This window comes from Halochromatium glycolicum, from assembly GCF_016584085.1.
Classification (GTDB): domain Bacteria; phylum Pseudomonadota; class Gammaproteobacteria; order Chromatiales; family Chromatiaceae; genus Lamprobacter; species Lamprobacter glycolicus.
In genome coordinates this window covers 1-26,005 of sequence record NZ_NRSJ01000028.1, presented here as the reverse complement: position 1 = coordinate 26,005, position 26,005 = coordinate 1, and the positions used below count along the sequence as shown (strand labels likewise).

Sequence of the window (26,005 nt, the reverse complement as noted above, 5' to 3'; positions counted from 1 at the left end):
CAAGGTTAATCGCAGGTTAAAAACAACGTTTGAAAAGTCTCCTAATTGCCTTGTCATGCAAAGAAAAAATCTGAGTCAGCGGCTTGACCGCAGCAGCCCCCCCTCTTAACATTGGAAAAAAGTGGGGGAAGGTGGAGTTTTAGGGGGGATGACCGCCTGAGGGGGGCCGGTCATGTTTCGGGGGACACAATTTCTCAACCTCGACGCCAAAGGGCGTCTCGCGATCCCGTCGCGCCAGCGCGAACGGCTTGCGCATCTCTGTGATTCCCACCTCGTGATCACCGCCCACCCGCAGCGCTGCCTACTGATCTATCCGGAGCCCGGTTTCGCCGAGCTCGAACGCAAGCTCAACGCAATGCCGGCACACCTCAAGGAAACCACTGCATTGCAGCGTTTACTCATCGGCTACGCCAACGATGTGGAGATGGATGCACAGGGGCGGGTGCTGCTGACGCCAGCGCAGCGCGAATACGCGTCGTTGGATAAGCGCGTCGCCCTGGTCGGCATGGTCAACCGCTTCGAGGTCTGGGATGAGGCCGCTTGGCAGGCCACGATCAAGGAAGCCGAGGAGGTCGACCTCTCGCGCCTGGCTGAAAACCCGGAGACAGCGTCGTTCTCGTTCTAGCGGACAAAACGAAACCAACGGTCTCCCCGCGGAAGACCATGCCCACGCCGCCGCGCGAGGGAACTACGCAAGCAATGACGTCGCACGAGCACAAACCGGTTCTATTGGCAGAGAGCATGCAAGCGTTGGCAGTCAAAGCAGATGGCATCTATCTCGACGGTACCTTCGGCCGCGGCGGTCATGCGCGCGCGGTGTTAGACCGACTTGGCACCGCTGGGCGGCTCTTGGCTGTGGACCGTGATCCTGAGGCCGTCGATGCTGGCGCGGTGCTCGCCCAGAACGACTCGCGGTTTGAATTGGAACAAGCGCGCTACACAGCGCTGCCCAGCCTTGCGCGTGCGCGCGGCTGGGCGGGCCGCATCAGCGGCGTCCTGCTCGATCTCGGTGTCTCATCGCCACAGCTCGACGCCGCCGAGCGCGGCTTCAGCTTCAATCAGGACGCACCGCTCGATATGCGCATGGACCCCGGCGCTGGACCCACCGCCGCGGCCTGGCTTGCAGCAGCGGGCGAGCAGGAGATCGCGCAGGTCTTAAAAGAGCTTGGCGAAGAGCGTTTCGCGCGCCGAATTGCACGCGCCATCGTCGCGGCGCGCTCGGCGGACGCCATCACCAGGACCGGCCAGCTCGCCGCACTGATCGAGCGCAGCGTGCCAACGCGCGAGCCGGGCAAGCATCCGGCCACACGCAGCTTTCAGGCCATCCGAATCAGGATCAACAACGAGCTCGATGAGCTGCGCGCCTTCCTGGCCGAGGTCTGTGACCTGCTCGCTGGCGGCGGCCGGCTCGTCGTGATCAGCTTTCACTCGCTCGAAGATCGGATCGTTAAGCGCTTCATCCGCGAGCAGGCGCAAGGGACGGCGATACCCAAAGGGGTGCCGGTGCGCGACAACGAGCTGCCCCGCCGGTTGCGCGTGCTCGGCCGCGCCATCCATCCGGATGCATCCGAGATCGCACTGAACCCGCGTGCCCGAAGCGCGGTCATGCGCGTCGCGGAGCGCTGCCCATGAACACGAGCGGTTGGGGCGTCGCGCAACTCCTCGGGATCGGCCTACTCGGCCTGGCGGTCGTCGCCAGCGCAACGGCCGTCGTCTATGTCAAGTATCTGACGCGGAGCGAATTCGTCGACCTGCAGGCGGTGCGCGCTGCGCGTGACGCGCTCGACGTCGAATGGGGCCGACTGCGTATCGAGGAGGCCGCAATGAGTACCCACACACGCGTGGAGCAGACCGCAAGACGCTCGTTGAAGATGCACCTCCCGCGTGCCGGCGAGCTCCGTGTGGTTGAGGTCACCGCCAATGACTAGGGCTGACTTCCAACGCACCTCTCACGCCCGGCCAACCGACCGTGCGACCGCTCGGGCACCGCGTTTTACCCGCAGACGCCTGGTCGTGGGACTGCTGCTCTTGACGGCGTTCGCGTCCGTCACGGCAAGCGCCTTCTATCGCCAAGTCGTCGAGACCGACTTCCTCAAGAATCAAGGAGCGAAGCGTTTCCTACGCGACCGCGAGATCCCGGCCAGACGGGGCGTCATCATGGACCGCCACAACGAGCCGCTGGCAATGAGCACCGCGGTCTCGACCATCTGGGCCGATCCGCAGTTGCTGATCGAGCGCCCTGACGCCCTCGCATCGCTCGCGCGTGCGCTCGAGGAGCCGCAGGCCGAGGTCGCAGCCAGGATTCGCGATGACGCCGAGAAAGGGCGCCGTTACATGTACCTGAAGCGCCGGGTCGAGCCCTATTGCGCGCGCGCTGTCGAGGACGTCGTCGAAACCTATCGGCTCGGCGGCATCGGCATGGAGACCGAATATCGCCGTTTCTATCCGGGCGGCGAGATCTTTGCCCAGCTCATCGGGTTCACCGGGATCGATGATCAAGGGCAGGAAGGCATCGAGCTGATGCGCAACGACGAGCTCCAGGCCACTCCCGGCAAACGGCGTGTGATCCAGGATGGCCATCGACGCATCGTCGAAGAGGTCGAGCAGTTGCGCGCACCCGCCCACGGCGAGGACATCGTGCTCAGCGTCGATCAGCGCCTACAGTTTCTCGCCTACCGCGAGCTCAAGCGCGCCGTCGAGACGCATCGGGCCGTCGGCGGCTCGGCAGTGCTGCTGGACGTGCGTACCGGCGAGATCCTCGCACTGGTCAACCAACCCTCGTTCAACCCCAACCAGCCCCGGCGCGAGTCAGCCGAGCAGCGCCGCAACCGCGCGCTGACCGATGTGCTTGAGCCCGGCTCGACGATCAAACCCTTCGTGGTCGCCGCCGCCCTCGAGCGCGGCGTCGTGCATCCGCACACCCGGATCGACACCGACCCGGGCTTCTTGCGCGTAGGTCGCAACCGCGTGCGCGATTACCGCAACCTTGGCCAACTCGATACCACCAGCATCATCGCCAAGTCGAGCAATGTCGGCATCGTCAAGATCGCCCAACAGATGGATCAATCGGTCCTTTGGCATCTGTATCGGCGTATTGGCTTCGGGTCAAAGACGGAGGCCGGCTTCCCAGGCGAACGGACCGGCTTTCTCCCGCACTACGATGGCTGGTCAGACTTTGAGCACGCGACCCTTGCCTTCGGCTACGGTCTGAACGTCACCACTCTGCAGCTGGCCCAGGCCTACGCCATCCTCGCAGCGGATGGCATCAGTCGCCCGATCACCCTGTTCAGACGGGACCGCGTCCCGGAGGGTGAGCGCGTCTTCGCGGCGGAAACAGCCAAGAGCGTCAGGCTCATGCTGGAGGCCGTGGTGTCTCAGGACGGCACGGCCCGCCGAGCGGCGATCCCCGGCTACCGGGTCGCGGGCAAGACCGGCACCGCGAAGAAGGCAACCCCGCAGGGCTATGTCGACGGCAAATACCAATCGGTCTTCGTCGGCATGGCTCCAGTCAGCCAGCCGCGTTTCGTCATGGTGGTGATGATCGACGAGCCAGGCGGAGAGGATTACTACGGAGGTCTGGTCGCGGCACCCACCTTTGCCAATGTGATGCCGGCTGCGTTGCGTCTTTACAGCATACCGCCTGACGACCCCAAGCATCCGCTGATCCTGACCTCTAGCGCGGAGACGGGGCGATGAAGGCGTCGATGACAGCGCCGGGCGGAGGCCCTCTTCAAGCGCGGCTGCAGGCCCTTGCAGGGCGTGCACAGGCGCAATGGCTGATCCGCGCAGTGGCGCGAGGGCGGTCCGAATGACCCAAAGTACGGATCAAGAACAGACCACCAGAACGGCGATGTGGACGATCGGCGAGTCGGCACAGGCGATCGGGGGGCAGCTCCTTGGCGATGATCTGCCGTTCGAAGGGGTCACCACGGACAGCCGGGGCGACTGTCGTGGCCAGCTGTTCATCGCCCTTCGCGGCGAGCGCTTCGACGGCCATGACTACCTGGCCGACGCAGCAGCCAACGGAGCCGTGGGGGCGATGGTCGAGCGGCGCGTCGACGGCAGGCTTCCACAGCTGCTCGTCGACGACACCCGCCTCGGGCTCGGCCAGCTCGCCGCAGCCTGGCGTGACCGGATCGATGCCCGGCTGATCGCAATCACCGGCAGCAACGGCAAGACCACCGTCAAGGAGATGACCGCGGCGATCCTGGCGCAAGCTGGGCCGACTCGAGCCACCCAAGGCAATCTCAACAACGATATCGGCATGCCGCTGACATTGCTCGCGGCGCGCGATGAGCGTTACCTGATCCTCGAGATGGGCGCCAACCATCATGGCGAGATCGGCTACCTCACCGATATCGCCCGCCCCGATGTGGCACTGATCACCAACGCCGGCCGCGCGCATCTCGAGGGCTTCGGCAGTGTCGAGGGGGTTGCCCACGCCAAGGGCGAGATCGCGCGCGGACTGCCCGCGAACGGCACCTTCGTGGTCATGGCCGATGTGCCCTGGACCCCGCTCTGGGAGGAGTTGGCCGAGGGGCGGCCCTTGCTCACCTTCGGCACCGGACCAACTGCCCAAGTGCGGGCCGATGAGCAGGCCATCACGCAGATCTGGGATGAGAAGGGCTTTCGCACCCGCTTTACTGCATCGATCGACGGCGCCCCGCTCGAGATCGGCCTGCAATTGGCCGGAGCGCACAATGTGCGCAACGCGCTCGCCGCGATCGCCGGCACCACCGCGCTCGGCATCGACCCGGTACTGATCCGCAGCGGCCTCGAGCAGCTGGTGCCGGTTCCGCGCCGGCTGCAACCGCGACGCACAAGCGCGAACGCGCGACTGATCGACGACAGCTACAACGCCAACCCCGACTCGCTCCTGGCCGCTGTCAGTGTGCTGACCGCAATCGAGGCAGGTGACGGCGGTCGCCATCTGCTGGTGCTCGGCGACTTCGGCGAGCTCGGCCCGGACAGCGCGGCCGTGCACCGCGAGATGGGCGCCAACGCCCGCGCTGAAGGCATCGATGCGCTCTACGCAGTCGGCCCGTTGAGTCGGCACGCCGCCGAGGGCTTCGGCGACCAGGGCCGCCACTTCGCGAATCAGGATGCGTTGATCGAGACCCTGCTTGCCGAGACCAGCGAGCAGGACCTCCTGCTGGTCAAAGGGTCGCGCGCCTCGGCGATGGACCGGGTCGCCGACGCGCTGTGCACGCATCCCTCGCGCATGGAGGGCGCCTGAGCATGCTGTTGTTACTGACCGACTGGCTGAGCCAATTCGAGAGCGGCTTCACCGTCTTCCGCTACCTGACGCTGCGGGCCATCCTCGGCGCGCTCACCGCCTTGGCGATCTCGCTGTTGATCGGCCGCCCACTCATCCGTTGGCTGAGCACCTACAAGGTCGGGCAAACCGTTCGCAGCGATGGTCCCGAGAGCCATTTCTCGAAGGCGGGCACACCGACCATGGGCGGGACCCTGATCCTGGTCTCGATCGCGGTGAGCACGCTGCTCTGGGCGGACCTGAACAACCGCTTCGTTTGGGTGGTGCTGCTGACCACGATGGCCTTCGGTGCAATCGGGCTCCTGGACGACTACCGCAAGCTGGTGTTGCGCGACCCGAAAGGCCTGGCGGCCCGGTGGAAGTATCTCTGGCAGACCGTGGCCGGACTCGCAGCGGCCTTCTATCTCTACTTGAGCGCTTCAACGGCCGGCGAGACGGCGCTGCTGGTGCCCTATCTCAAGGAGGTCAGCATCCAGCTCGGGCCTTGGTTCGTCCTGTTTGCCTATCTGGTGATCGTCGGCTCCAGCAATGCGGTGAACCTCACCGACGGGCTCGATGGCCTCGCCGTGCTGCCCTCGGTGATGGTCGCCGGCGGACTCGGCATCATGGTCTATGCCGCCGGCAACATCGAGATCGCGACCTATCTCAAGATCCCGTATGTCCCGGACGTCGGAGAGGTCGTGATCTTCTGCGGCACCTTGGCCGGGGCTGGACTGGGCTTCCTCTGGTTCAACACCTATCCCGCTCAGGTCTTCATGGGCGACGTCGGCGCACTCGCGCTTGGGGCCGCGCTCGGCGCGGTCGCGGTGGTCGCCAAGCAAGAGATCGTGCTCTTCATCATGGGCGGTCTCTTCGTGCTCGAGACGCTGTCGGTGATGCTGCAGGTCGCCTCGTTCAAGCTGACCGGTAAGCGCATCTTCCGGATGGCGCCGCTGCATCACCACTACGAGCTCAAGGGATGGCCAGAGCCGCGGGTGATCGTGCGTTTCTGGATCATCACCGTGGTGCTGGTCCTGTTGGGTCTTGCGAGCCTTAAGATCCGATGATGACCCCGGCACCAGAAGCGGACGGCAGCCGCGCCGTCAAACGCAAGACGGTCGTCGTCGGACTCGGGGCCACCGGTCTTTCGTGCGCGCGCTGGCTGCACCGGCAAGGGACTGAGGTCGCGGTCTTGGATTCCCGGAACCAGCCGCCGGCGTTGGGGCGATTGCAGCAGGAGCTCCCGGACGTGGCCGTGATGCTCGGCGGCTTCGACGACACCCTGTTGACCTCCGCCGACGAGATCGTGGTCAGCCCGGGCGTCCCGATCAGCACGCCCGCATTGCAGCGCGCCGCTGAGCGTGGCATCCCTCTCATCGGGGACGTCGAGCTGTTCGCCCGCACATCAAACAGACCCGCGATCGCGATCACTGGCTCCAACGGCAAGAGCACCGTCACCACCCTGGTTGGCCAGATGCTGCGGCAGGCCGGCATCCAGGCAGCGGTCGGCGGCAATCTCGGTCTCCCCGTGCTCGACCTGTTGGATGCTGATGCAGACTGGCTCGTGCTCGAGCTCTCGAGCTTCCAGCTCGAGACCACCGCGTCGCTGCACCTGCGCGCGGCCACGGTGCTCAACCTCTCGCCAGACCATCTCGACCGCTATCCGAGCCTCGGCGCCTATGCAGCGGCCAAGAGGCGCATCTTCGCCCATGCCGAGCACGCCGTCATCAATCGTGATGACCCGGTCGCGGCCGCCCTCGCCGATGGGATCGCTGACAGGATCGGCTTCTCGCTATCGCCACCGGCCAGAGATCAGGACTACGGCCTCGTCGAGCAGGACAGTGAGGCCTGGATCGCGCGCGGTGGGCGCCTATTGATGCCGGCCGCCGAGGTCCGGATGCCGGGTCGACATAACCTTGCCAACGGCTTGGCCGCACTCGCGCTGGCGGAAACCGCGGGCGTCGACCCCGCGTCGGCCTGCGAGGCGTTGCGTGTCTTCACCGGGCTTCCGCATCGCAGCGAACTGGTAGCCGAGCGCCGCGGCGTGCGCTGGATCAACGACTCCAAGGGCACCAACCCCGGCGCGACCACGGCCGCGCTTGCCGGCATCGTCGCGTCGGACGAGCGTTCAACTCGCAATGCCCGCGCGGTGCTGATCGCCGGCGGTGACGGCAAGGGGGCGGACTTCTCGGCGCTGGCGCCAATCGTGCGCGACTGCGCCCGCGCTGTGGTGCTGATCGGCTGCGATGCGCCGCTCCTCGAGCGCGCCTTGGCCGAAACAGTGCCGCTGCACCATGCCAGCAGCATGGAGCAGGCCGTGCAGGTCGCTGCCGAGCTCGCCCAGCCCGGCGACGCAGTCCTGCTCTCACCCGCCTGCGCCAGCTTCGATATGTTCGATGATTTTCAGCAGCGTGGCCGCATCTTCGCCGCCGCGGTCGAGGAGCTGGAGCCATGAACAGCCCGGGCGCCACCCTCAGTTCGGCCCTCGCTCGGACCCATGCGTCGGCAGCCCGCGGACGCCAGCGCCGCCGCGATCTCGACGAGGCATCGCTCGACAGGCTGTTATTGGTCGCGGTACTCGCGCTGCTGGGACTGGGCTTCGTGATGGTCGCATCCGCGTCGCTGCCGATCGCGGCGCGCGATTACAGCGAGCCGTTCTTCTTCGTGCTCCGACACGGCATTGCGCTCTGCCTGGCGCTGCTGTTTGGCCTGATCTGCTTCGCCATCCCGGTGCAGGTCTGGGAGCGCTCCGGTATCTGGCTGATGCTGCTCAGCTGCGCATTGTTGCTGCTCGTGCTGATTCCAGGCATCGGCCGCACCGCGAATGGCGCCACCCGCTGGATACCGCTCGGCCCATTCAACCTGCAGCCATCGGAGCTGATCAAGTTCTTCGCGATCATCTACGTCTCGGGCTACCTGGTAAGGCGGCAGCTCGAGGTCAGCACCTCGCTGCTTGGCTTCGTCAGGCCGATGCTGCTGATCGGCTTTGCCGCCAGCCTGATCATGGTGCAGCCGGACTTCGGCACGACCGCTGTGCTGCTGGCGACCGTGATGGGGCTGCTGTGGCTCGGAGGTGCCGCTTGGTGGCCGTTTGCGTTGCTGTTCATCGGTATCGCAGGCGGCTTGGCGCTCCTGATCTGGATCGAGCCCTATCGGCTCCAACGGGTGACCTCGTTCATCAACCCGTTCGACGACCCCTTCAACACCGACTATCAGCTCAGCCATGCCCTGATCGCAATGGGGCGTGGCGAATGGTTTGGGGTCGGTCTCGGCAACGGCATCCAGAAGCAGTTCTATCTGCCTGAAGCGCATACCGACTTCCTGCTCGCGGTGATCGGCGAAGAGCTCGGGGTGGTCGGGGTCCTGCTGGTGATCGCCGCATTCGCATTCATCACCTGGCGCGCCTTTGCGATCGGGAGCAGGGCGCATGCGCTCGGCGAGCAGTTCTCCGCCCATGTCGCACACGGCATTGGACTGCTGCTCGGGATGCAGGCGCTGATCAATGCCGGCGTGAATACCGGGCTCCTGCCCACCAAGGGCTTGACCCTGCCCTTCATCAGCTACGGGAGCAATGCGCTGATCGTGTCCGTCATTGCGGCGGCCGTTCTGCTGCGGATCGACTTCGAGCTGAGACGCAAGGCGGTGCAACCGCTGCCCGAGGCTGGGGTCGGCCGCAGCATGCTACCGCCCGGAGGCCTGCGATGGCGCCGACCATAGCGATCATGGCCGGCGGCACCGGCGGTCACGTGTTCCCGGCGCTCGCGGTGGCCGAGGCCCTGCGCATGCGAGGGGCCGATGTGGTCTGGATCGGCACCCGCGCCGGGATCGAGGCGCGCCTGGTCCCAGAGCATGGCTTCGCGATCGAGTGGCTGTCGGTCGCCGGTCTGCGGGGCAAAGGCCTGCGGACCCTGATCATGGCCCCGTTGCGTCTCGCCGGAGCGCTTGGCGAGGCCGCAGGCATCCTCAGCCGGCGCAATCCGGCCGCGGTGCTCGGCATGGGCGGCTTCGTCTCTGGACCCGGAGGCCTGATGGCGCGGCTGCAGCGGCGTCCGCTGGTGATCCAGGAGCAGAACAGTGTCCCTGGTCTGACCAACCAATGGCTCGCCCGGATCGCTGACCGCGTCTTCCAGGCCTTCCCGAACAGCTTCCCGGCAGCGCGCCGTGCCATCACGACAGGCAACCCGGTGCGGACCGAGATCGCGGCGCTCCCCTCACCTGCCGAGCGCTTTGCCAACCGCCGCGCGCCAGCGCGCCTGCTCGTGGTCGGCGGCTCGCTGGGCGCGCTGGCATTGAATGAGACCGTCGCGAAGGCCATTGCGCTGCTCCCTGAGCCGCTCCGCCCGCAGGTCCGCCACCAAGCCGGCGAGCGCACCCTCGAGGTGGCACAAGCGGCCTATCGCGCTGCCGGCATCGAGGCCGAGGTGACAGCGTTCATCGCCGACATGGCGGACGCCTATGCCTGGGCCGACCTGGTCATCTGCCGCAGCGGTGCGCTGACGGTCTCCGAGCTCGCGGCGGTCGGACTGCCAGCGATCTTCATCCCCTACCCGCATGCGGTCGATGATCATCAGGTCGGCAACGCCCGCTGGCTCAGTGACGCCGGTGCGGCAGAGGTGCTGTTGCAGCGCGAGATGACCGCCGAGCGCCTCGAGGCGCTGCTGGAGCCGCTGCTCGCTGATCCGCAACGGCGGCTGCAGATGGCCGAGGCCGCGCGCGCCAAGGCGATGCCGGACGCCGCTGGACAGATTGCCGATGCCTGCCTGGAGGTGGCGCGATGAATGCCGCGCACCTGATCCATAGCGCCACCCAGATGGGCCGCATGCGCCGACTGCATTTCATCGGGGTCGGCGGCGCCGGGATGAGCGGGATCGCGGAGCTGATGGCCAACCTGGGCTATGAGGTCCAGGGCTCGGATCTGCGCGAGAACGAGGGCGTGCGCCGCCTCAAGGGACTCGGCGTGCAGTGCTATCTGGGCCATCGCGCCGAGCAGATCCGCGACGTTGACGCCGTCGTGGTCTCGACCGCGATCGACGAGCACAACCCCGAGATCGAAGCAGCGCGTGCGGCGCGGACGCCGATTGTGCGTCGGGCCGAGATGCTCGCGGAGCTGATGCGCTTCTATTTCGGCGTCGCCGTCGCCGGCACCCACGGCAAGACCACGACGACGAGCCTGATCGCCAGCGTGCTGGCCGAGGCCAATCTGGACCCGACCTTCGTGATCGGCGGCCTGCTCAATAGCGCTGGCGCCAATGCCCGCCTGGGCAGCAGCAAGTATCTGATCGCTGAGGCCGACGAGAGCGACGCCTCGTTCCTCTACCTGCAACCGATGTTGGCGGTCGTCACCAATATCGACGCCGACCACATGCGCACCTATGACAACGATTTCGATCGCCTGCGCAGCACCTTCAGGGCCTTCATCCACCATCTGCCGTTCTACGGCTTGGCGGTCCTCTGCATCGACGACCCTGAAGTCGCCGGGCTGATCCCATCGATCTCGCGTCCGGTGCTGACCTACGGCACCCATGCCGATGCCGATGTCCGCGCCCTGGGCGTGCAGCAGGACGGGCTGCGCATGCGCTTTGAGGTCCAGCACGCCGAGGCCGAGCTGAGCTTTCCAGTCGAGCTCAATCTCCCCGGCATCCACAACGTGCGCAATGCGCTCGCGGCGATCGCGGTCGCGCTCGAGATCGGGGTCGAGGAGACCGCCATCCAGCAGGCCTTGGCTGCCTTTGCCGGCGTCGGACGACGTTTCGTAGTCCGCGATTGCACCCTTGGTGACGGCTGCGCGATCACGCTGATCGACGACTACGGGCATCATCCGCGCGAGCTCGCGGCGACCATCGAGGCCGCGCGCGGCGGCTGGCCGAATCGGCGCTTGGTACTGGTATTCCAGCCCCACCGCTATTCACGGACGCAGGAGCAGTTCGAGGACTTCGTGCAGGTCCTCTCCGAGGTCGACGTGCTGGTGCTCTGCGAGGTCTATCCAGCCGGCGAGCAGCCCATCGCCGGTGCCGATGGACGCAGTCTGAGTCGCGCGGTGCGCTCGCGCGGCCAGGTTGAGCCGGTGTTCGTGCAGGCGCTGCACGACATCCCCGCGTTGCTCGGCGGGTTGCTCGCGCCCGAGGACCTATTGCTCATCTCCGGCGCCGGTGACATCGGGCAGTTCGCAGCCAAGCTGCCAGCGCTGCTCAGCGAGGTGAGGCGATGACGGCGTCCAGCCTGCGCGGTGAACTGCGTCTGAACGAGCCGCTGGCCCGGTACACGAGCTGGCGGGTCGGCGGTCCGGCCGACCGTCTCTATCGTCCGGCTGACGAGGCCGACCTTGCCGCCTTCCTGGCGGGCCTTGAGCGCGGTGAGCCGCTGTTCTGGCTGGGCCTCGGCAGCAACCTGCTGATTGGCGATGCCGGTGTGCGCGGGACCGTGATCCATACCCAGGGCTGTCTGAGCACGATCGCCGCCCGGCCCCCGAACGGCCTGCGGATCGGCGCCGGCGCTAGCTGCGCCAAGGTCGCCCGCTTCGCGGCCCGTCAAGGGCTGGTCGGTGCCGAGTTCTTGGCCGGCATTCCAGGGACGATGGGCGGCGCCTTGGCGATGAACGCCGGCGCTTGGGGCGGAGAGACCTGGCCGCTCGTGCAACAGGTGCGCACGATCGATCGCGCAGGACAGATTCGAACGCGAGGTCATTCCGAGTTCCGGTTTGGTTACCGCGAGGTCGAGGGACCGCCGAACGAGTGGTTCATCGACGCCGACCTCCTGCTCAGCCCGGGTGACACCGACGCCGCACAGGCACGCATTCGCGCGCTGCTGGACCGCCGCGCCGCAACTCAGCCCACGGGCCTGCCGAGCTGCGGCTCGGTCTTCCGCAACCCGCCCGGCGATCATGCCGCGCGGTTGATCGAGGCGGCCGGACTGAAGGGTCGCCGGCTCGGTGGCGCCGAGGTCTCGAGCAAGCATGCCAACTTCATCGTCAATCTCGGCGATGCCAGCGCGACGGACATCGCTGGACTGATTGATCTGGTCCAGGTGGAGGTCGAGCGCCGCAGCGGTATCCGTTTGCGAACCGAAGTCCGCCGGATGGGGGCATTCCAATGACATCTGCGGACGCATTCGCAGTCGATCCATCCCGCTATGGCCGCATTGCCCTGATCCTTGGCGGCACCTCGGCCGAGCGGGCGATCTCGCTCAAGAGCGGCCATGCGGTCCTCGCGGCGCTCGAGCGCCTCGGCCTCGACGTCACTCCTGTCGATCCGGCCGAGGTGCCCGGCAGCGCCTGTTTCGAGGCCCTTGACCCGGCGCGCTTCGATCGCGCCTTCGTCATCCTGCATGGTCGCGGCGGCGAGGACGGCCAGATCCAGGGCGCCCTGGAAGGCCTTGGGCTGCCCTACACCGGTTCGGGGGTGCTCGGCTCGGCCATCGGCATGGACAAGTATCGCTCCAAGCTGGTCTGGAGAGGCGCCGGCCTGCCGACGGCCGAGTTTGCACTGATCCACGGCGAGACCGACCTGAAGCGAGCCGCCGCACTCGGTTTCCCACTGATGGTCAAGCCTGCGCATGAGGGCTCCAGTCTCGGGATGGCGCGCGCCGATGGCCCGGACGAGCTAGCCAGCGCCTGGTCCGCGGCTAGCGAGCTCGATGCCGTCGTGATCGCCGAGCGCTGGCTGAGCGGCGCCGAGTACACCTGCGCCATCCTCGGCGAGCAGGCGCTGCCGCTGATCCGGCTGGAAACGCCTCGCAGCTTCTATGACTTCGAGGCGAAGTACCAGGCCGATAGCACCTCCTATCGATGCCCCTGCGGGCTACCGCAGGCGCTCGAGGCCGAGTATCAACGCCTCTGTCTGCAGGCGTTTCGCAGTGTTGGAGCAAGCGGCTGGGGACGGGTCGACTTCATGCTCGACGAAGCCGGAGCACCCAAACTGCTGGAGGTCAACACCATCCCGGGCATGACCGACCACAGTCTCGTACCCATGGCTGCAAGCGCCGCCGGTATCGACTTCGAACAGCTCTGCCTCCGTATCCTCGAGACCAGTCTCCGGGAGAGCGCGGCCGATGACTGAGCACAGCACGACCATGCCCGCATCGCCTGAGCGGCCACCGCTGAGTAGAGGGGCGTTGCTCGTCCGCCTATTGCTGGCGCTAACGCTGATTGGTGGCCTCCTCGGCGCAGGCTGGGTCCTGAAGCAATGGGAACCGCTGCTGCTGCCGATCAGGGTCGTCAGCATCGAGGGCGAGATGCACGGTCTGTCACGCGAGGCCCTTCAGCAGACGGTCAGCGACGAGATCGCCGGCGGCATCCTGACCCAGGACCTGAGTAGCTTACGGACCCAAGTGCGAGCGCTTCCCTGGGTCGCCGAGGCGACAGTAAGGCGGTTCTGGCCCGATCGTATCCAGATCAGCGTGCGCGAGCACAACGCCATCGCGCGCTGGCGCGAGACCGGCCTGGTAACCGAGAGTGGAATCGTGTTCAGGCCGACGGACGGCCGTCTGCCCGCAGGCCTGGCCCGTCTCGGTGCCAACAACGACGCAATGGCACCGGAGGTCGTGAACCGTTTTCTCGACTGGGGACCGCGGCTGCTCGAGCTCGGGCTGATCGTCGACGGCGTCCATCGCGACGCACGCGGCGACTGGTCGATCCAACTGCTCGGCGGCACCGAGGTCCTGCTCGGCACCGACGACGTCGAGCAGCGACTCGGGCGCTTGATCGCCGCCTACGGGCAGATCGAGGCGATCGGCATCCCAACCCGACTCGATCTGCGCTACAGCAACGGGCTGGCGGTCCGCTGGCTGCCAAGCGGCGCCACTGGCGGCGGTCCGAAACGCGTTGCGGCCAACTGACTATTCAAACGGAGCGGATCTGCATGGCAAGACGCAATGAGAAGAACCTGGTCGTCGGCCTCGACATCGGCACCTCCAAGGTCGCCGCTCTGGTCGGCGAGATCAGGCCCGACGACACGATCGAGGTCATCGGTGTCGGCACACACCCGACACACGGCCTCAAGAAGGGCGTGGTCGTCGACATCGAATCGACCGTGCAATCGATCCAGCGCGCCGTCGAAGAGGCCGAGCTGATGGCGGGCTGCGAGATCCATTCGGTCCATGCCGGCATCGGCGGCAGCCATATCCGCAGCCGCAACAGCGACGGCGTGACCGCGATCAAGGACCACGAGGTCAACCAGAGCGACGTCGACCGCGTGATCGACGCAGCGCGCGCGGTCGCGATCCCGGCTGATCAGAAGATCCTGCATATCCTGCCGCAGGAATTCATCATCGACGATCAAGACGGCATCCGCGAAGCGATCGGGATGAGCGGCGTGCGACTCGAGGCGCGCGTGCACATGGTCACCGGCGCAGTCAGCGCGGCGCAGAACGTCGTCAAGTGTATCCGCCGCTGCGGCCTCGAGGTCGATAATCTCGTGATCGGCCAGCTCAGCTCGTCGCTCGCGGTGCTCAAGGACGACGAGAAGGAGCTCGGGGTCTGCATGATCGATATTGGTGGCGGCACCACTGACCTCGCGGTGTTCACCGACGGCGCGATCCGCCACATCTCGGTCATCCCGATCGCCGGCGACCAGGTCACCAATGACATCGCGGTGGCACTCCGCACCCCGACCCAGCACGCCGAGGCGATCAAGATCCAGCACGGCTGCGCGCTGCCTTCGCAGGTCGCCCAAGAGAACATCGAGGTCCCCAGCATCGGCGAGCGACCACCGCGGCAGCTCTCCCGTCAGACCCTCGCAGAGGTCATCGAGCCGCGTTATGAGGAGCTGCTGAGCCTACTCCAGAGCGAGCTGCGCCGCAGTGGCTTTGAAGAACTGATCGCCGGCGGCGTCGTGCTGACCGGCGGCAGCGCAAAGATGGAGGGCATCGTGGATCTGGCCGAGGAGGTCTTCCACATGCCAGTAAGACTCGGCCTTCCCCAGTCCGTCACAGGGATGGAAGACACCATCGCTGACCCCGTCTATGCCGCCGGGGTCGGGTTACTGATCTACGCCAAAGAGCATCGCTTCTCAGGCGCTGCCGAGCACCAACGCGCGGGCCTTTGGGGGCGCCTGCGCGGCTGGTTGAGCGGCAGTTTCTGACCATGACCCACGGGCAAACAGGTCCCCGCCGCCCGAGGGGATGACGAGCAGTTGCAGCAGACCACCACAGCAAATCCTCGAGGTAACCGATATGAGCTTTGAGCTTATGGATACACAAACCCAGAATGCCGTCATCAAGGTCGTCGGCGTCGGCGGCGGCGGCGGTAACGCGGTCAATCATATGGCGGCGGCGAACATCGAAGGGGTCGACTTCATCTGCGCCAACACCGACGCGCAGGCATTGGACAATGTCGCCGTCAAGACCATCCTGCAATTGGGCGCCGGCATCACCAAAGGTCTCGGGGCCGGGGCCGATCCGGATGTCGGCCGCCGCGCTGCTGAAGAGGACCGCGACCGCATCAAGGACGTGCTCGAGGGCGCCGACATGGTCTTCATCACCGCGGGCATGGGCGGCGGAACCGGCACCGGCGCCGCACCGATCGTGGCCTCGGTCGCGCGCGAGCTCGGTATCCTGACCGTCGCGGTCGTCAGCAAGCCTTTCATATTCGAAGGCGGGAAACGCGCCAAGGTTGCGCTCGACGGCATCCTCGAGCTCGAGAAGCACGTCGATTCGTTGATCACGATCCCGAACGACAAGCTGCTCGCGGTCCTCGGCAAGCAGATGTCACTGCTCGACGCCTTCAGTGCCGCCAACGACGTGCTGCTGAATGCGACCCAGGGCATTGCCGAGCTGATCACCCGACCGGGCCTGATCAATGTCGACTTCGCCGACGTCAAGACCGTCATGTCGGGCATGGGGGTCTCGATGATGGGCACCGGCTCGGCCACTGGCGAGAATCGTGCTCGAGAGGCCGCCGAGAAGGCCATCAACAGTCCGTTGCTGGAAGACATCGACCTCTCCGGCGCAAACGGTATCCTCGTCAATATCACGGCCGGCATGACCCTGACCATCGGCGAGTTCGACGAGGTCGGCAACACCGTGCGCGACTTCGCCGACGACAATGCGACGGTGGTGGTCGGGACCGTGATCGACCCGGATCTGGAGGAGGAACTGCGCGTCACGGTCGTCGCCACCGGCCTCGGAGACCGCCGAGCGGAACGGCTCGCAGCGCGCGGCGGCGAGCCCAAGATGCGGTTGGTCGAAACCGATCATCGCGACAGCGCCGCGCCGGATTACCAGGATATGGATCAGCCTGCCTACATCCGCAACAAACGAGCGGCCGGAGGCGGCGGTGAAGCGACCGCTGCTGATCTCGATTACCTGGACATTCCGGCATTTCTGCGCCGGCAGGCGGATTGATCTAGGACAATCCCTAGTGTGGATTATTGGATGCAAATCAGACGGTTCACTTGCAATCAGGGCGAGTACTTGATAAAAATCCGGGAAAACCCTAACATGCACCGGTATCAAGAGGTGCATGACGCCAACGCCCTAAGGACGGACTTGGGCGGCGTGCTGCAGCGAACGTCAAACGATGCGGGCCGGCGCTCTAGCGCCGGCTTCCGCAACGCTCGGAGGAGCGCCAATGATCCGCCAGCGAACGCTCAAGAACGTGATCCGGGCGACCGGCGTCGGTCTGCACACCGGCGACAAGGTCTACCTGACGCTTCGACCGGCAGCCGCCGACACTGGTATCGTCTTTCGTCGGACCGATCTCGACCCGGTTGTCGACATCAAGGCCACGCCGCTCAATGTCGGAGACACTCGCCTCTCGACGACACTGACCGATGGTGAGGTGCGTGTCTCGACCGTCGAGCATCTGCTCTCGGCCTTTGCCGGCCTCGGGATCGATAACGCCTATGTCGATCTGAGTGCGGCCGAGGTCCCGATCATGGATGGAAGCGCCGCGCCTTTCGTTTTCTTGCTGCAATCAGCCGGTATCGAAGAACAGAACCGTCCGCGGCGCTTTATCTCGATCAAGCAGCCAGTGCGCGTCAACGATGGTGACAAATACGCGCGCTTCGACCCGTTCAACGGTTTCAAGGTCGAATTCTCGATCGATTTCGATCATCCGGCCTTTGCGTCTCGGCTGCAGCAGGCGAGCATCGATTTCTCGACAACCTCATTCGTCAAGGAGGTCAGTCGAGCGCGTACGTTTGGTTTCTTGCGCGACATCGAGGCGTTGCAACAACAGAACCTCGCGCTTGGAGGCAGCCTCGACAACGCGGTCGTCGTCGACGACTTTCGCGTCTTGAACGACGGCGGCCTGCGGTATGAGGACGAATTCGTCAAGCACAAGATTCTGGACGCCATCGGCGACCTCTATCTACTCGGCCACCCGCTGATCGGCGCGTTCCGGGGCCACAAGTCCGGCCACGCATTGAACAATCGGCTGCTCCGTGCGCTGTTGGCCGATCAGTCGGCATGGGAAGAGGTGACCTTCGACGACGCTCAGCAGCTGCCGATTCGCTACGGCCAGCCAGCGCCTGCCCTCTGAGCCGACCGCCCTATCGCAACCCCGCTCGCGCACCCTGATCATGTCTCCGACGCTCGGCCAAGTGTTCTTGCCAGTCGTAAGAGGGCACGCGCAAGCGGTGAGCTCGGCTGATCCGCCCCTGTCGGCTCATCATCCCCGTACAGATCCCGCGATGACCCCTGCTGTACGGGCACCGACGGCCGGCTGTCCGGCAGTACCCGAACTCGACAACGCTCGACCTCGAGGCCGTCAGCCAAAAGACCACTAACCAGATCAGCACAGCGATAGCGAAGGCGATCGACCCAGATGGGCGATTCCACGAAGAGTGTGAGCTCGCCATCAACCAATGCAACTTGACGGCAATGTGTGCCCACTTCTCGCGGCAAGTGATTGCGAATCATCCGCAGCAGCTGTTCGCGTTGCTCGATTTCGTCAAGCAGCGCGGCGACCGGGGTGCTCGCTCGCAAATGCCGTCGAATATGGATCGTCTGTTTCGCCATGACCGAAGGCCGACGCGCTTAGGCGATTGCCGGAAAAGCTCGTACCGAATTGCGCAGGATTTTCGTTTGCCTTCGAGGAGCGTCGCCGGGAGCATAGCCGGGCTATGTGACCGGCGGCGCGACGAAGAAGGCGAGCGAAAAGACCAGCAAGGCGGTATGAGCTTTGACAGAAATCGCCTTAGGCAGGGAGCGCAGTCTGCGGGCGACAGGGCCTGCGCCTCGCTTCCTTGCCCGGTATTTGGGAAGGACGCGGGGTTCTGCGCCTCCCTATCTCGCCCCTCTGACCATCACTGTTCGGAGAAATGATGCCACGCATCAAACAGAGTTCCTCCCAATCCGGTTACAGCTCGATGGCGATGCTTGCCGTGGTGCTCATCGCGTTCCTCGCCGGCACCACCGGTTTTTTGCTCGGCAAGTATCGCTTCACCTCAGCACCCGCAACCGACATCGAGACCGTACTGACGCACCTGGCCTCGCAGCCTCACCGCAGTCCCGACTTGAGCGAGGAGACCGAGGCCGATCTGGATAGTATCGCTGCCCGTGTTGGGCAGATGCAGGCCGAGATCATCCGAATCAACGCCCTCGGCCAACGACTTGTCGAGATGGCCGGCCTCGACGGCGAAGAATTCGATTTTTGGCAGCCAGCACCCTCTGGTGGCGGCGCCACGAAGACCGGCATAAGGGGTAACCGCGCAGACGAGGTGATCCATGACCTGACCAAGGTCCTGGCCGAGCTCGAAGACCGCAAGCGCAAGCTGGTCTTGCTCGAGACCCTGATCATGGAACGCGACCTCAAGGAGCATGTGGTCCCCGATGGCTGGCCCCTCGCCAGCGGCGGCGTCGTCACCTCGAAGTTTGGGCTGCGCCGTCACCCGATCACCGGCCGTCGTAGCATGCACAAGGGCATCGACATCGCCGGCAAGCACGGTGCCGATATCGTTGCGATGGCCGACGGCCTCGTCATCTTCTCGGGCCGCAAGAGCGGCTATGGCAAGATCGTCGAGATCCGTCACGCGAATGGCCTGGAGACGCGCTACGCGCACAATTCACGCAATCTGGTCGTCGAGGGCGAACTGGTCACCAAAGGCCAGATCATCGCGAAGCTCGGGTCGACCGGACGCTCGACCGGTCCGCACGTGCATTTCGAGGTCCGCCGGGACGGCGAGGCCATCGACCCAATCCGCTATCTCGACCTAAGCGAGCCTTCCCGGCTGGCCCGCCTCTAAGGCGATTTCTGTCAAAGCTCATACCGCCTTGCTGGTCTTTTCGCTCGCCTTCTTCGTCGCGCCGCCGGTCACATAGCCCGGCTATGCTCCCGGCGACGCTCCTCGAAGGCAAACGAACATCCTGCGCAATTCGGTACGAGCTTTTCCGGCAATCGCCTAATGTCTCACGGTGCGGAAACAAAGCGCACCAGGGTTGGTCGATAGGCTGTGACTGGGAGCGGATGCCTTAGACGTTGACCAGCATCTGCTTGCGACGGATCGGGCCTCAGACACAGCCCCTGAAGACGCCGGCGGCTCGGCTTGTCGAGCCGTCGGCGTCTTGGCTTTAGCGCCAACTCGCCAGTCTGATCTGCGACAGCGCCAGGACTCCGGTATCATTTCGCTAATTCTTCTGCCTACTACCTTAAAGAGCCTGAATCATGGCCCTACGCCTTTTCCGAAAGGTCTTCGGCAGCCGTAACGAGCGTCTGGTCAAGCGGCTGATGAAGTCCACCGAGCAGATCAATGCGCTCGAGGACGGTCTTGCCAAGCTCTCCGACGACGAGCTGCGCGCACGCACCGGCGTCTTCCGCGAGCGGCTCGCCGAAGGCGCCGAGCTCGATGACCTGCTTCCCGAGGCCTTCGCGGTCGTTCGCGAGGCCGCCAAGCGCGTGCTCGACATGCGCCACTTCGACGTCCAGCTCGTCGGCGGCATGGTCCTGCACAAGGGCAAGATCGCCGAGATGCGCACCGGCGAGGGCAAGACCCTGGTCGCGACCCTGGCTGCCTACCTCAACGCACTGCCCGCGAAGGGTGTGCATATCGTCACCGTCAACGACTATCTGGCCCGCCGCGACGCGGCCTGGATGGGACAGGTCTACCACGCCCTCGGCCTGAGCGTCGGCGTGATCAACAGCTCCGGCGGTCTCGGACCCGACAGCGCCTCGTTCCTGTTCGACCCGAGCTACGAGCCCGGCGAGCAGGAAGGCTACCGCCACCTGCGCCGCTGCACGCGCCGCGAGACCTATCATGCCGACATCACCTACGGCACGAACAACGAGTTCGGCTTCGACTATCTGCGCGACAACATGGCGTTCACGCCCGAGCAGCGCGTGCAGCGTGACCCGTACTATGCGATCGTCGACGAGGTCGACTCGATCCTGATCGACGAGGCGCGCACACCGCTGATCATCTCCGGGCCGTCCGAGGGCAATACCGACCTCTACACCAAGATCGACCGGATCATCCCGAGCCTGACCCGGCAGGAGCCGATCACCAACGAGGAAGGCCAGCCCGACTTCGGTCCCGGCGACTTCTCGGTCGACGAGAAGGCACGCCAGGTCTATCTCAGCGAAGAGGGCCATGAGAAGGTCGAGGCCCACCTCACCGAGATGGGCCTGCTCGGCGCGGGCGAGAGCCTCTACGACGCCGGCAACATCGTGCTGATGCACCATGTCTATGCCGCGCTGCGGGCGCATGCGCTATTCCAGAAGAACGTCGACTACATCGTCCGCGACGGCCAGATCATCATCGTCGACGAGTTCACCGGGCGGACGATGCCCGGCCGGCGTTGGTCCGAAGGCCTGCACCAGGCGGTCGAAGCCAAGGAAGGCGTGCCGATCCAGCAGGAGAACCAGACGCTGGCGTCGATCACCTTCCAGAACCTGTTCCGGCTCTACACCAAGCTCGCCGGCATGACCGGCACCGCCGATACCGAGGCGTTCGAGTTCCAGTCGATCTACGGCCTCGAGGTCTCGGTGATCCCGACCAACATGCCGATGGTCCGCGACGACCGCGGCGATCTGGTCTATCTGACCCAGGACGAGAAGTACCAGTCGATCATCGAGGACATCCGCGACTGCGTCGAGCGTGGTCAGCCGGTGCTGGTCGGCACCGCGTCGATCGAGACCTCGGAGCTGGTCTCGAAGAAATTGCACGAGGCGAAGATCCCGCACGAGGTCCTCAACGCCAAGCAGCACGAGCGTGAGGCCGGCATCATCGCCCGCGCCGGCGAGCCCAGTGCGGTCACCATCGCCACCAACATGGCCGGGCGCGGCACCGACATCGTGCTCGGCGGCAACCTCGACGCCGAGCTCGAGAAGGCCTCCGGCGACGAGGAGCGCGGACGCATCAAGGCCGACTGGAGGAAGCGCCATGCCCAGGTCATCAAGGCCGGCGGCCTACACGTGATCGGCACCGAGCGGCACGAATCCCGGCGCATCGACAATCAGCTGCGCGGGCGCTCCGGGCGCCAGGGCGACCCGGGCTCGAGCCGCTTCTACCTGTCCCTGCAGGACAACCTGATGCGGATCTTCGCCTCCGAGCGCGTCGCCAACATGATGCAGCGCCTCGGCATGCAGGAAGGCGAGGCGATCGAGCATCCTTGGGTGACCAAGGCGATCGAGAACGCCCAGCGCAAGGTCGAGGGCCGCAACTTCGATATCCGCAAGCAGTTGCTCGACTACGACGACGTCGCCAACGACCAGCGCAAGGTGATCTATCAGCAGCGGCGCGAGCTGATGGACGGCGATGACGTCTCCGAGACCATCAGCGCGATGCGCCACGACGTCCTCAACGAGCTCATCAGCACCTACATCCCGCCACAAAGCCTCGAAGAGCAATGGGACGTGCCGGGCTTGAGCGCCGCGCTCGAGGACGCCTTCGGCGGTAGCTGGCCGATCCAGCAGTGGCTCGATGTGGACGACGAGCTGCACGAGGAGACCCTGCGCCAGCGCATCGCCGCCCAGCTCGAAGGCTATGCGGTCGAGAAGGAGAAGCTGGTCGGGCCGGCGACGATGCGCCAGATCGAGAAGGCGGTCATGCTGCAGACGCTCGACACCCAGTGGAAGGACCATCTGGCGCAGATGGACTATCTGCGCCAAGGGATTCATCTGCGCGGCTATGCGCAGAAGAACCCGAAGCAGGAGTACAAGCGCGAGGCCTTCGAGATGTTCTCGGCGATGCTCGCCAGCATCAAGCAGGACGTGGTCAAGACGCTCGCGCGGATGCAGCTGCAGATGCCGGAGGACATCCTGCCGCAGGGGCCGAGCACGGCCGAGTTCCAGTTCAAGCACGAGACCTTCGACGGCCTACCTGCGGCGGCCAAGCAAGCGCCCCGACCCGAGGCGGACAGGGCGCGTCAGCCGCGTGCGGCGGCGACCGCGGACGGCCCGGCCAGCGACGAGAGCCAGCAGCCGTTCGTCCGTGACGGACGCAAGGTGGGTCGCAACGAGCCCTGCCCCTGTGGCTCCGGCAAGAAGTACAAGCAATGCTGCGGACGCGTCTCCTAAGGCCGCACGCTGTTCTTGAGCATGCCCGATAACCCCAGGATAGGCGGCGTGCGCGTCGCCGCGGTGCCGGCCGGGATTCGCTATCAGGATCGAGACGACCTGGTGCTGATCGAGCTACCGGAAGGCAGCCGCTGCGCCGCGGCCTTCACCCGCAACGCCTTCTGCGCCGCCCCGGTTGTGGTTGCGCGCGAGCATCTGGCGCTGGCCCCGCCGCGCTGGCTGTTGATCAATGCCGGCAATGCGAACGCCGGCACCGGCCGCCGCGGCCTCGACGACGCCCGCGCCTGCTGCAATGCGCTGGCCGCGCTCACCGGCAGCGCACCCGAGCAGGTGCTCCCGTTCTCGACCGGCGTAATCGGCGAATACCTTCCCGTCCAGCGCATCACCGATGCGTTGTCGCTGGCCGTCACGACTCTCGACGAGGCCCACTGGGACAGCGCCGCCAGCGCGATCATGACCACGGACACGCGGCCAAAGCGGGTCACGCGGGAATGCATTCTGGGCGAGCGGCGCGCGACCATCACCGGCATCGCCAAGGGCGCTGGGATGATCCGGCCCGACATGGCGACCATGCTCGCCTTCATCGCGACCGATGCCAGCGTCGACAACGCCGTGCTGCAACGATGCCTGCGCCAGGCCGTCGCGCATTCGTTCAATGCCATCAGCATCGACGGCGACACCTCGACCAATGATGCCTGTGTGCTGGTCGCAGCTGGAACCCTCGGCAATAGCCCGCTCGAGGACGCAACCGAGCCCGAGGTCGCCGCATTCCAACAGGCCCTCGATGCGGTCTGCGACGAGCTCGCCAGTGCGATCGTGCGCGACGGGGAAGGGGCCACCAAGCTGGTCCGCATCGAGGTCACCGAGGCACGGGATGTCATCGAGGCGCGCCAGGTGGCCGATACCATCGCGCACTCGCCCCTGGTCAAGACGGCCTTGTTCGCAAGCGACCCCAACTGGGGGCGGATATTGGCCGCGGTCGGCCGTGCTGGACTGCAAGCGTTGGATATCGATCGCGTGCGGATCGATCTCGACGACCTGTGCATCGTCTCCAACGGCGGGCGTGACCCCGACTATACCGAGGCCGCGGGTCGGGCCGTCATGGGTCGGGACAGTTTCACGATCGCTGTCAGGCTCGGCCGAGGTCACGCCGCCGCGCATCTGCTGACCTGCGACCTGTCCTATGATTATGTCCGCATCAATGCCGAGTACCGGACCTGACCGTTCTCAATCATCGCAGTGGCCTCCCCGAGGCCAGGCCGCCCGATGAGCATCCCGCCCGCCGCAAGCAAGGTCGTGATCCATGTCGCGGCCGGCATCGTCAACGACACCAAGGGCCGGGTGCTCATCGCTAAGCGCCCGGAGGCTGCACATCAGGGTGGGCTCTGGGAATTTCCCGGCGGTAAGCTCGAATCCGGCGAGTCGGTCGAGCAAGGGCTGCGGCGCGAGCTCGCAGAAGAGCTCGGCATCCAGGTCTGTGTCTCCAGGCCATTGATCCGACTATCGCATGATTACCGAGACCGCCGCGTCCTGCTCGATATCCACCAGGTGCTCGACTACCAGGGTATCCCGCAAGGCCGAGAGGGCCAGCCACTCGAGTGGCTGACGCCGGAGGAGATGGATGCTGACCGCTTCCCAGCCGCAGACAGGCCCGTCATCAGTGCACTCCGGTTGCCGAGCCGATACCTGATCACAGGCGCCGCACCAGCGGCACCGGATGCCTTCCTGATGCATCTCGAGCAGAGACTCGCACGGACCGGTGTGCCAATCGTCCAGCTGCGTGCCCCTTGGCTCGACACCGACCGCTATGCGGACCTCGCCCGGCGCTGCGCCGCACTCTGCCGCCGGATGGGCGCCCTCCTGCTGGTGAACTGCGAGGTCGAGCTTGCCACCCGTCTCCCAGTGGACGGGCTACACCTGAGCGAGCAACGGCTGCTTGCATTGGATCAGCGCCCCGATCTCGGCCGCTGCCTGATTGGGGCTTCCTGCCATGATGCGGACACGCTGGCACGAGCGGCCACGCTCGGCCTCGATTACGCGCTGCTCTCCCCGGTCTGCCCAACGCGCAGTCATCCAGAGTCGGAACCACTCGGATGGAAACGGTTCGCGGAGCTCGTCGACCCGGCACCGCTGCCGGTCTACGCCCTCGGAGGCGTCGGCGACCCTGACCTGCAGATCGCCTGGCGACATGGTGCGCAGGGCGTTGCCGGAATCAGCGGATTCTGGAGCCGTTCCTCCTAGAATCGGCAGTTGAACGGTCTTTCAGCCCCTTGACACGGCCCGCCACGCCTCTAGAGCGGGAGCAGGCCCCAAATCGCGAGCAAGGCGGCCGCAACGAGCCCGACCGTGTTGAGCCAACGATCAAGTCGCTGGTGGCGCTGTCGCAGCGAATCGATCTTTGCGTTGAGCTGCGTGGACTCCGCGAACTCCGGATCGATGAAGATTCGCCGATGCTCGAGGTCGATTGCATCAGCCGCAGCAATCGCGTCGATCAGACCAACGCGATAGCAGCGTGGCTCAAGCTGAGCCAAGGAGCGCCGCAGCGCCTCATGCAGGTGCATCAGCGCCGCATCGAGATCACCGAACCAGGCGGCGAATCGACATCCTTCATCAATCCGTTGCGGAACGCTGGTCAGCGCCCCGACGACGATGAGACCTGGTCGCTCCGGATCAGTCTCGAGGACAAGATAGCCCTCTTGCATCAGCGTTGCGGCCAGGCGGGCCTAGGGAATCGTCACGATCGCATCACGCGACGTCATGTCAAGCAACGGCGGCCACCAACTCCCAATTGCACTGTTCGATCAAGTCCCGCGTATCACGCTTCAACGGAGACCGCTCGTCGGGAATGTACTCTCGACCTTTGGACCACGCACGTTCGGCGACTTCCGCCTCGGATTGGAGTCCTTGGCGCCTGAGGTGCCACAAGGTATGGCTCTGTTTCGGGGTCATTACTGAGGCCTCTATGGCTGAGATCAGTCGCGATCTAAGCGCGGCCGACTGCGAAATCAACGCCGCCTCGCGATGCTTGGTCGATGACTCGGCTGCAACCTCGAAGACGTGCGTACAAAAGACAACACAACTGTTGCCTACAGACTCAGCATAGCGCACACCAGCAGGTTCTCAATGGGTAGTTTCCATGTCGCGCTGCGCAGACACCGTGGCGGCCGTGCGACCAATAATCGGGTAAGGGCGGGTGTTTAGCCCGCCCTCCCCACACCACCTAGCATGCGGGTCCGCACTAGGCGATTCACAAGAAGGGAGCACACGACGCTTTAGGCATAGCCATGCGCTTTCATCCACTG

General features: G+C 65.4%; 22 protein-coding genes. 20 read left to right on the top strand and 2 right to left on the bottom strand.

Annotated elements, in window-relative coordinates; genetic code table 11:
• Nucleotides 1-172 precede the first annotated feature (172 nt).
• The 16 genes from mraZ (at nucleotide 173) to lpxC (ending at nucleotide 17,729) form a co-directional block, all read left to right on the top strand.
• The gene (gene mraZ, locus CKO40_RS14825; protein ID WP_200347006.1) at nucleotides 173-625 is read left to right on the top strand and encodes a division/cell wall cluster transcriptional repressor MraZ; all 453 of its coding nucleotides are present in this window, start codon (nucleotides 173-175) and stop codon (nucleotides 623-625) included.
• A gap of 74 nt (nucleotides 626-699) precedes the next feature.
• Nucleotides 700-1,632, top strand: coding sequence for a 16S rRNA (cytosine(1402)-N(4))-methyltransferase RsmH (gene rsmH, locus CKO40_RS14820; RefSeq protein ID WP_200347005.1), 933 nt, complete (start codon nucleotides 700-702; stop codon nucleotides 1,630-1,632).
• A complete protein-coding gene (gene ftsL / locus CKO40_RS14815; RefSeq protein ID WP_200347004.1) occupies nucleotides 1,629-1,928 on the top strand; it encodes a cell division protein FtsL in 300 nt (99 codons plus the stop codon). Before rsmH ends, ftsL begins: the two co-directional genes overlap by 4 nt.
• Nucleotides 1,921-3,696: a peptidoglycan D,D-transpeptidase FtsI family protein gene (locus CKO40_RS14810; RefSeq protein WP_200347003.1), complete on the top strand. Its 1,776-nt coding sequence runs from the start codon at nucleotides 1,921-1,923 to the stop codon at nucleotides 3,694-3,696. The genes ftsL and CKO40_RS14810 overlap by 8 nt, the downstream gene beginning before the upstream one ends.
• Nucleotides 3,697-3,808: 112 nt before the next feature.
• Nucleotides 3,809-5,236 carry a UDP-N-acetylmuramoyl-tripeptide--D-alanyl-D-alanine ligase gene (locus CKO40_RS14805; protein WP_338074185.1) on the top strand — a complete coding sequence of 476 codons (1,428 nt, stop codon included), beginning with the start codon at nucleotides 3,809-3,811 and terminating at the stop codon, nucleotides 5,234-5,236.
• A gap of 2 nt (nucleotides 5,237-5,238) precedes the next feature.
• Nucleotides 5,239-6,321 carry a phospho-N-acetylmuramoyl-pentapeptide-transferase gene (mraY, locus tag CKO40_RS14800; RefSeq protein WP_200347002.1) on the top strand — a complete coding sequence of 361 codons (1,083 nt, stop codon included), beginning with the start codon at nucleotides 5,239-5,241 and terminating at the stop codon, nucleotides 6,319-6,321.
• Nucleotides 6,321-7,709, top strand: a complete 1,389-nt coding sequence (gene murD / locus CKO40_RS14795; protein WP_338074184.1) for a UDP-N-acetylmuramoyl-L-alanine--D-glutamate ligase — start codon at nucleotides 6,321-6,323, stop codon at nucleotides 7,707-7,709. The genes mraY and murD overlap by 1 nt, the downstream gene beginning before the upstream one ends.
• A complete protein-coding gene (gene ftsW, locus CKO40_RS14790; protein WP_200347000.1) occupies nucleotides 7,706-8,971 on the top strand; it encodes a putative lipid II flippase FtsW in 1,266 nt (421 codons plus the stop codon). The genes murD and ftsW overlap by 4 nt, the downstream gene beginning before the upstream one ends.
• Nucleotides 8,956-10,032 carry an undecaprenyldiphospho-muramoylpentapeptide beta-N-acetylglucosaminyltransferase gene (gene murG / locus CKO40_RS14785; RefSeq protein WP_200346999.1) on the top strand — a complete coding sequence of 359 codons (1,077 nt, stop codon included), beginning with the start codon at nucleotides 8,956-8,958 and terminating at the stop codon, nucleotides 10,030-10,032. The genes ftsW and murG overlap by 16 nt, the downstream gene beginning before the upstream one ends.
• On the top strand, nucleotides 10,029-11,462 hold the full coding sequence (gene murC, locus CKO40_RS14780) for a UDP-N-acetylmuramate--L-alanine ligase (protein WP_200346998.1): 1,434 nt from the start codon (nucleotides 10,029-10,031) through the stop codon (nucleotides 11,460-11,462). The genes murG and murC overlap by 4 nt, the downstream gene beginning before the upstream one ends.
• The gene (gene murB, locus CKO40_RS14775) at nucleotides 11,459-12,346 is read left to right on the top strand and encodes a UDP-N-acetylmuramate dehydrogenase (protein WP_200346997.1); all 888 of its coding nucleotides are present in this window, start codon (nucleotides 11,459-11,461) and stop codon (nucleotides 12,344-12,346) included. Before murC ends, murB begins: the two co-directional genes overlap by 4 nt.
• On the top strand, nucleotides 12,343-13,308 hold the full coding sequence (locus tag CKO40_RS14770; protein ID WP_200346996.1) for a D-alanine--D-alanine ligase: 966 nt from the start codon (nucleotides 12,343-12,345) through the stop codon (nucleotides 13,306-13,308). The genes murB and CKO40_RS14770 overlap by 4 nt, the downstream gene beginning before the upstream one ends.
• Complete coding sequence (locus tag CKO40_RS14765; protein WP_200346995.1) at nucleotides 13,301-14,086, top strand: cell division protein FtsQ/DivIB; 786 nt, start codon at nucleotides 13,301-13,303, stop codon at nucleotides 14,084-14,086. Before CKO40_RS14770 ends, CKO40_RS14765 begins: the two co-directional genes overlap by 8 nt.
• Nucleotides 14,087-14,109: 23 nt before the next feature.
• A complete protein-coding gene (gene ftsA, locus CKO40_RS14760) occupies nucleotides 14,110-15,330 on the top strand; it encodes a cell division protein FtsA (RefSeq protein WP_200346994.1) in 1,221 nt (406 codons plus the stop codon).
• Between the two features lie 106 nt (nucleotides 15,331-15,436).
• Entirely contained in the window at nucleotides 15,437-16,591 is a 1,155-nt protein-coding gene (gene ftsZ, locus CKO40_RS14755; protein ID WP_338074183.1) for a cell division protein FtsZ, read from the top strand.
• 226 nt (nucleotides 16,592-16,817) lie between these two features.
• Nucleotides 16,818-17,729: a UDP-3-O-acyl-N-acetylglucosamine deacetylase gene (lpxC, locus tag CKO40_RS14750; protein ID WP_242477066.1), complete on the top strand. Its 912-nt coding sequence runs from the start codon at nucleotides 16,818-16,820 to the stop codon at nucleotides 17,727-17,729.
• 38 nt (nucleotides 17,730-17,767) lie between these two features.
• Here lpxC and CKO40_RS14745 read toward each other — a convergent pair whose 3' ends face one another.
• Entirely contained in the window at nucleotides 17,768-18,208 is a 441-nt protein-coding gene (locus tag CKO40_RS14745) for a DciA family protein (RefSeq protein WP_200346991.1), read from the bottom strand.
• Between the two features lie 305 nt (nucleotides 18,209-18,513).
• On the opposite strand from CKO40_RS14745, the gene CKO40_RS14740 reads away from it, so the two are divergent.
• The 4 genes from CKO40_RS14740 to CKO40_RS14725 all read left to right on the top strand — a co-directional run bounded on the left by CKO40_RS14740 (nucleotide 18,514) and on the right by CKO40_RS14725 (nucleotide 24,944).
• Nucleotides 18,514-19,434, top strand: a complete 921-nt coding sequence (locus tag CKO40_RS14740; RefSeq protein ID WP_200346990.1) for a M23 family metallopeptidase — start codon at nucleotides 18,514-18,516, stop codon at nucleotides 19,432-19,434.
• 419 nt (nucleotides 19,435-19,853) lie between these two features.
• Nucleotides 19,854-22,703 (top strand): preprotein translocase subunit SecA, encoded by a 2,850-nt coding sequence (gene secA, locus CKO40_RS14735; RefSeq protein ID WP_200346989.1) that lies wholly within the window; start codon nucleotides 19,854-19,856, stop codon nucleotides 22,701-22,703.
• A gap of 21 nt (nucleotides 22,704-22,724) precedes the next feature.
• Nucleotides 22,725-23,924 (top strand): bifunctional glutamate N-acetyltransferase/amino-acid acetyltransferase ArgJ, encoded by a 1,200-nt coding sequence (argJ, locus tag CKO40_RS14730; protein WP_200346988.1) that lies wholly within the window; start codon nucleotides 22,725-22,727, stop codon nucleotides 23,922-23,924.
• Nucleotides 23,925-23,969: 45 nt separating this feature from the next.
• Nucleotides 23,970-24,944: a Nudix family hydrolase gene (locus tag CKO40_RS14725; RefSeq protein WP_200346987.1), complete on the top strand. Its 975-nt coding sequence runs from the start codon at nucleotides 23,970-23,972 to the stop codon at nucleotides 24,942-24,944.
• A 50-nt stretch (nucleotides 24,945-24,994) separates the two neighbouring features.
• On the opposite strand, the gene CKO40_RS14720 is transcribed toward CKO40_RS14725, so the two are convergent.
• A complete protein-coding gene (locus tag CKO40_RS14720) occupies nucleotides 24,995-25,405 on the bottom strand; it encodes a hypothetical protein (protein WP_200346986.1) in 411 nt (136 codons plus the stop codon).
• Between the last annotated feature and the right edge of the window lie 600 nt (nucleotides 25,406-26,005).

Coding starts and splice junctions, on each gene's coding strand:
- CKO40_RS14810 (WP_200347003.1), top strand. CDS start 1,921: ATGACTAGGGCTGACTTCCAACGCACCTCTCACGCCCGGCCAACCGAC.
- murC (WP_200346998.1), top strand. CDS start 10,029: ATGAATGCCGCGCACCTGATCCATAGCGCCACCCAGATGGGCCGCATG.
- lpxC (WP_242477066.1), top strand. CDS start 16,818: ATGATCCGCCAGCGAACGCTCAAGAACGTGATCCGGGCGACCGGCGTC.
- secA (WP_200346989.1), top strand. CDS start 19,854: ATGGCCCTACGCCTTTTCCGAAAGGTCTTCGGCAGCCGTAACGAGCGT.
- CKO40_RS14740 (WP_200346990.1), top strand. CDS start 18,514: ATGCCACGCATCAAACAGAGTTCCTCCCAATCCGGTTACAGCTCGATG.
- ftsW (WP_200347000.1), top strand. CDS start 7,706: ATGAACAGCCCGGGCGCCACCCTCAGTTCGGCCCTCGCTCGGACCCAT.
- murG (WP_200346999.1), top strand. CDS start 8,956: ATGGCGCCGACCATAGCGATCATGGCCGGCGGCACCGGCGGTCACGTG.
- mraY (WP_200347002.1), top strand. CDS start 5,239: ATGCTGTTGTTACTGACCGACTGGCTGAGCCAATTCGAGAGCGGCTTC.
- CKO40_RS14770 (WP_200346996.1), top strand. CDS start 12,343: ATGACATCTGCGGACGCATTCGCAGTCGATCCATCCCGCTATGGCCGC.
- ftsZ (WP_338074183.1), top strand. CDS start 15,437: ATGGATACACAAACCCAGAATGCCGTCATCAAGGTCGTCGGCGTCGGC.
- murB (WP_200346997.1), top strand. CDS start 11,459: ATGACGGCGTCCAGCCTGCGCGGTGAACTGCGTCTGAACGAGCCGCTG.
- CKO40_RS14720 (WP_200346986.1), bottom strand. CDS start 25,405: ATGCAAGAGGGCTATCTTGTCCTCGAGACTGATCCGGAGCGACCAGGT.
- CKO40_RS14725 (WP_200346987.1), top strand. CDS start 23,970: ATGAGCATCCCGCCCGCCGCAAGCAAGGTCGTGATCCATGTCGCGGCC.
- ftsL (WP_200347004.1), top strand. CDS start 1,629: ATGAACACGAGCGGTTGGGGCGTCGCGCAACTCCTCGGGATCGGCCTA.
- CKO40_RS14805 (WP_338074185.1), top strand. CDS start 3,809: ATGACCCAAAGTACGGATCAAGAACAGACCACCAGAACGGCGATGTGG.
- murD (WP_338074184.1), top strand. CDS start 6,321: ATGACCCCGGCACCAGAAGCGGACGGCAGCCGCGCCGTCAAACGCAAG.
- rsmH (WP_200347005.1), top strand. CDS start 700: ATGACGTCGCACGAGCACAAACCGGTTCTATTGGCAGAGAGCATGCAA.
- CKO40_RS14745 (WP_200346991.1), bottom strand. CDS start 18,208: ATGGCGAAACAGACGATCCATATTCGACGGCATTTGCGAGCGAGCACC.
- CKO40_RS14765 (WP_200346995.1), top strand. CDS start 13,301: ATGACTGAGCACAGCACGACCATGCCCGCATCGCCTGAGCGGCCACCG.
- mraZ (WP_200347006.1), top strand. CDS start 173: ATGTTTCGGGGGACACAATTTCTCAACCTCGACGCCAAAGGGCGTCTC.
- argJ (WP_200346988.1), top strand. CDS start 22,725: ATGCCCGATAACCCCAGGATAGGCGGCGTGCGCGTCGCCGCGGTGCCG.
- ftsA (WP_200346994.1), top strand. CDS start 14,110: ATGGCAAGACGCAATGAGAAGAACCTGGTCGTCGGCCTCGACATCGGC.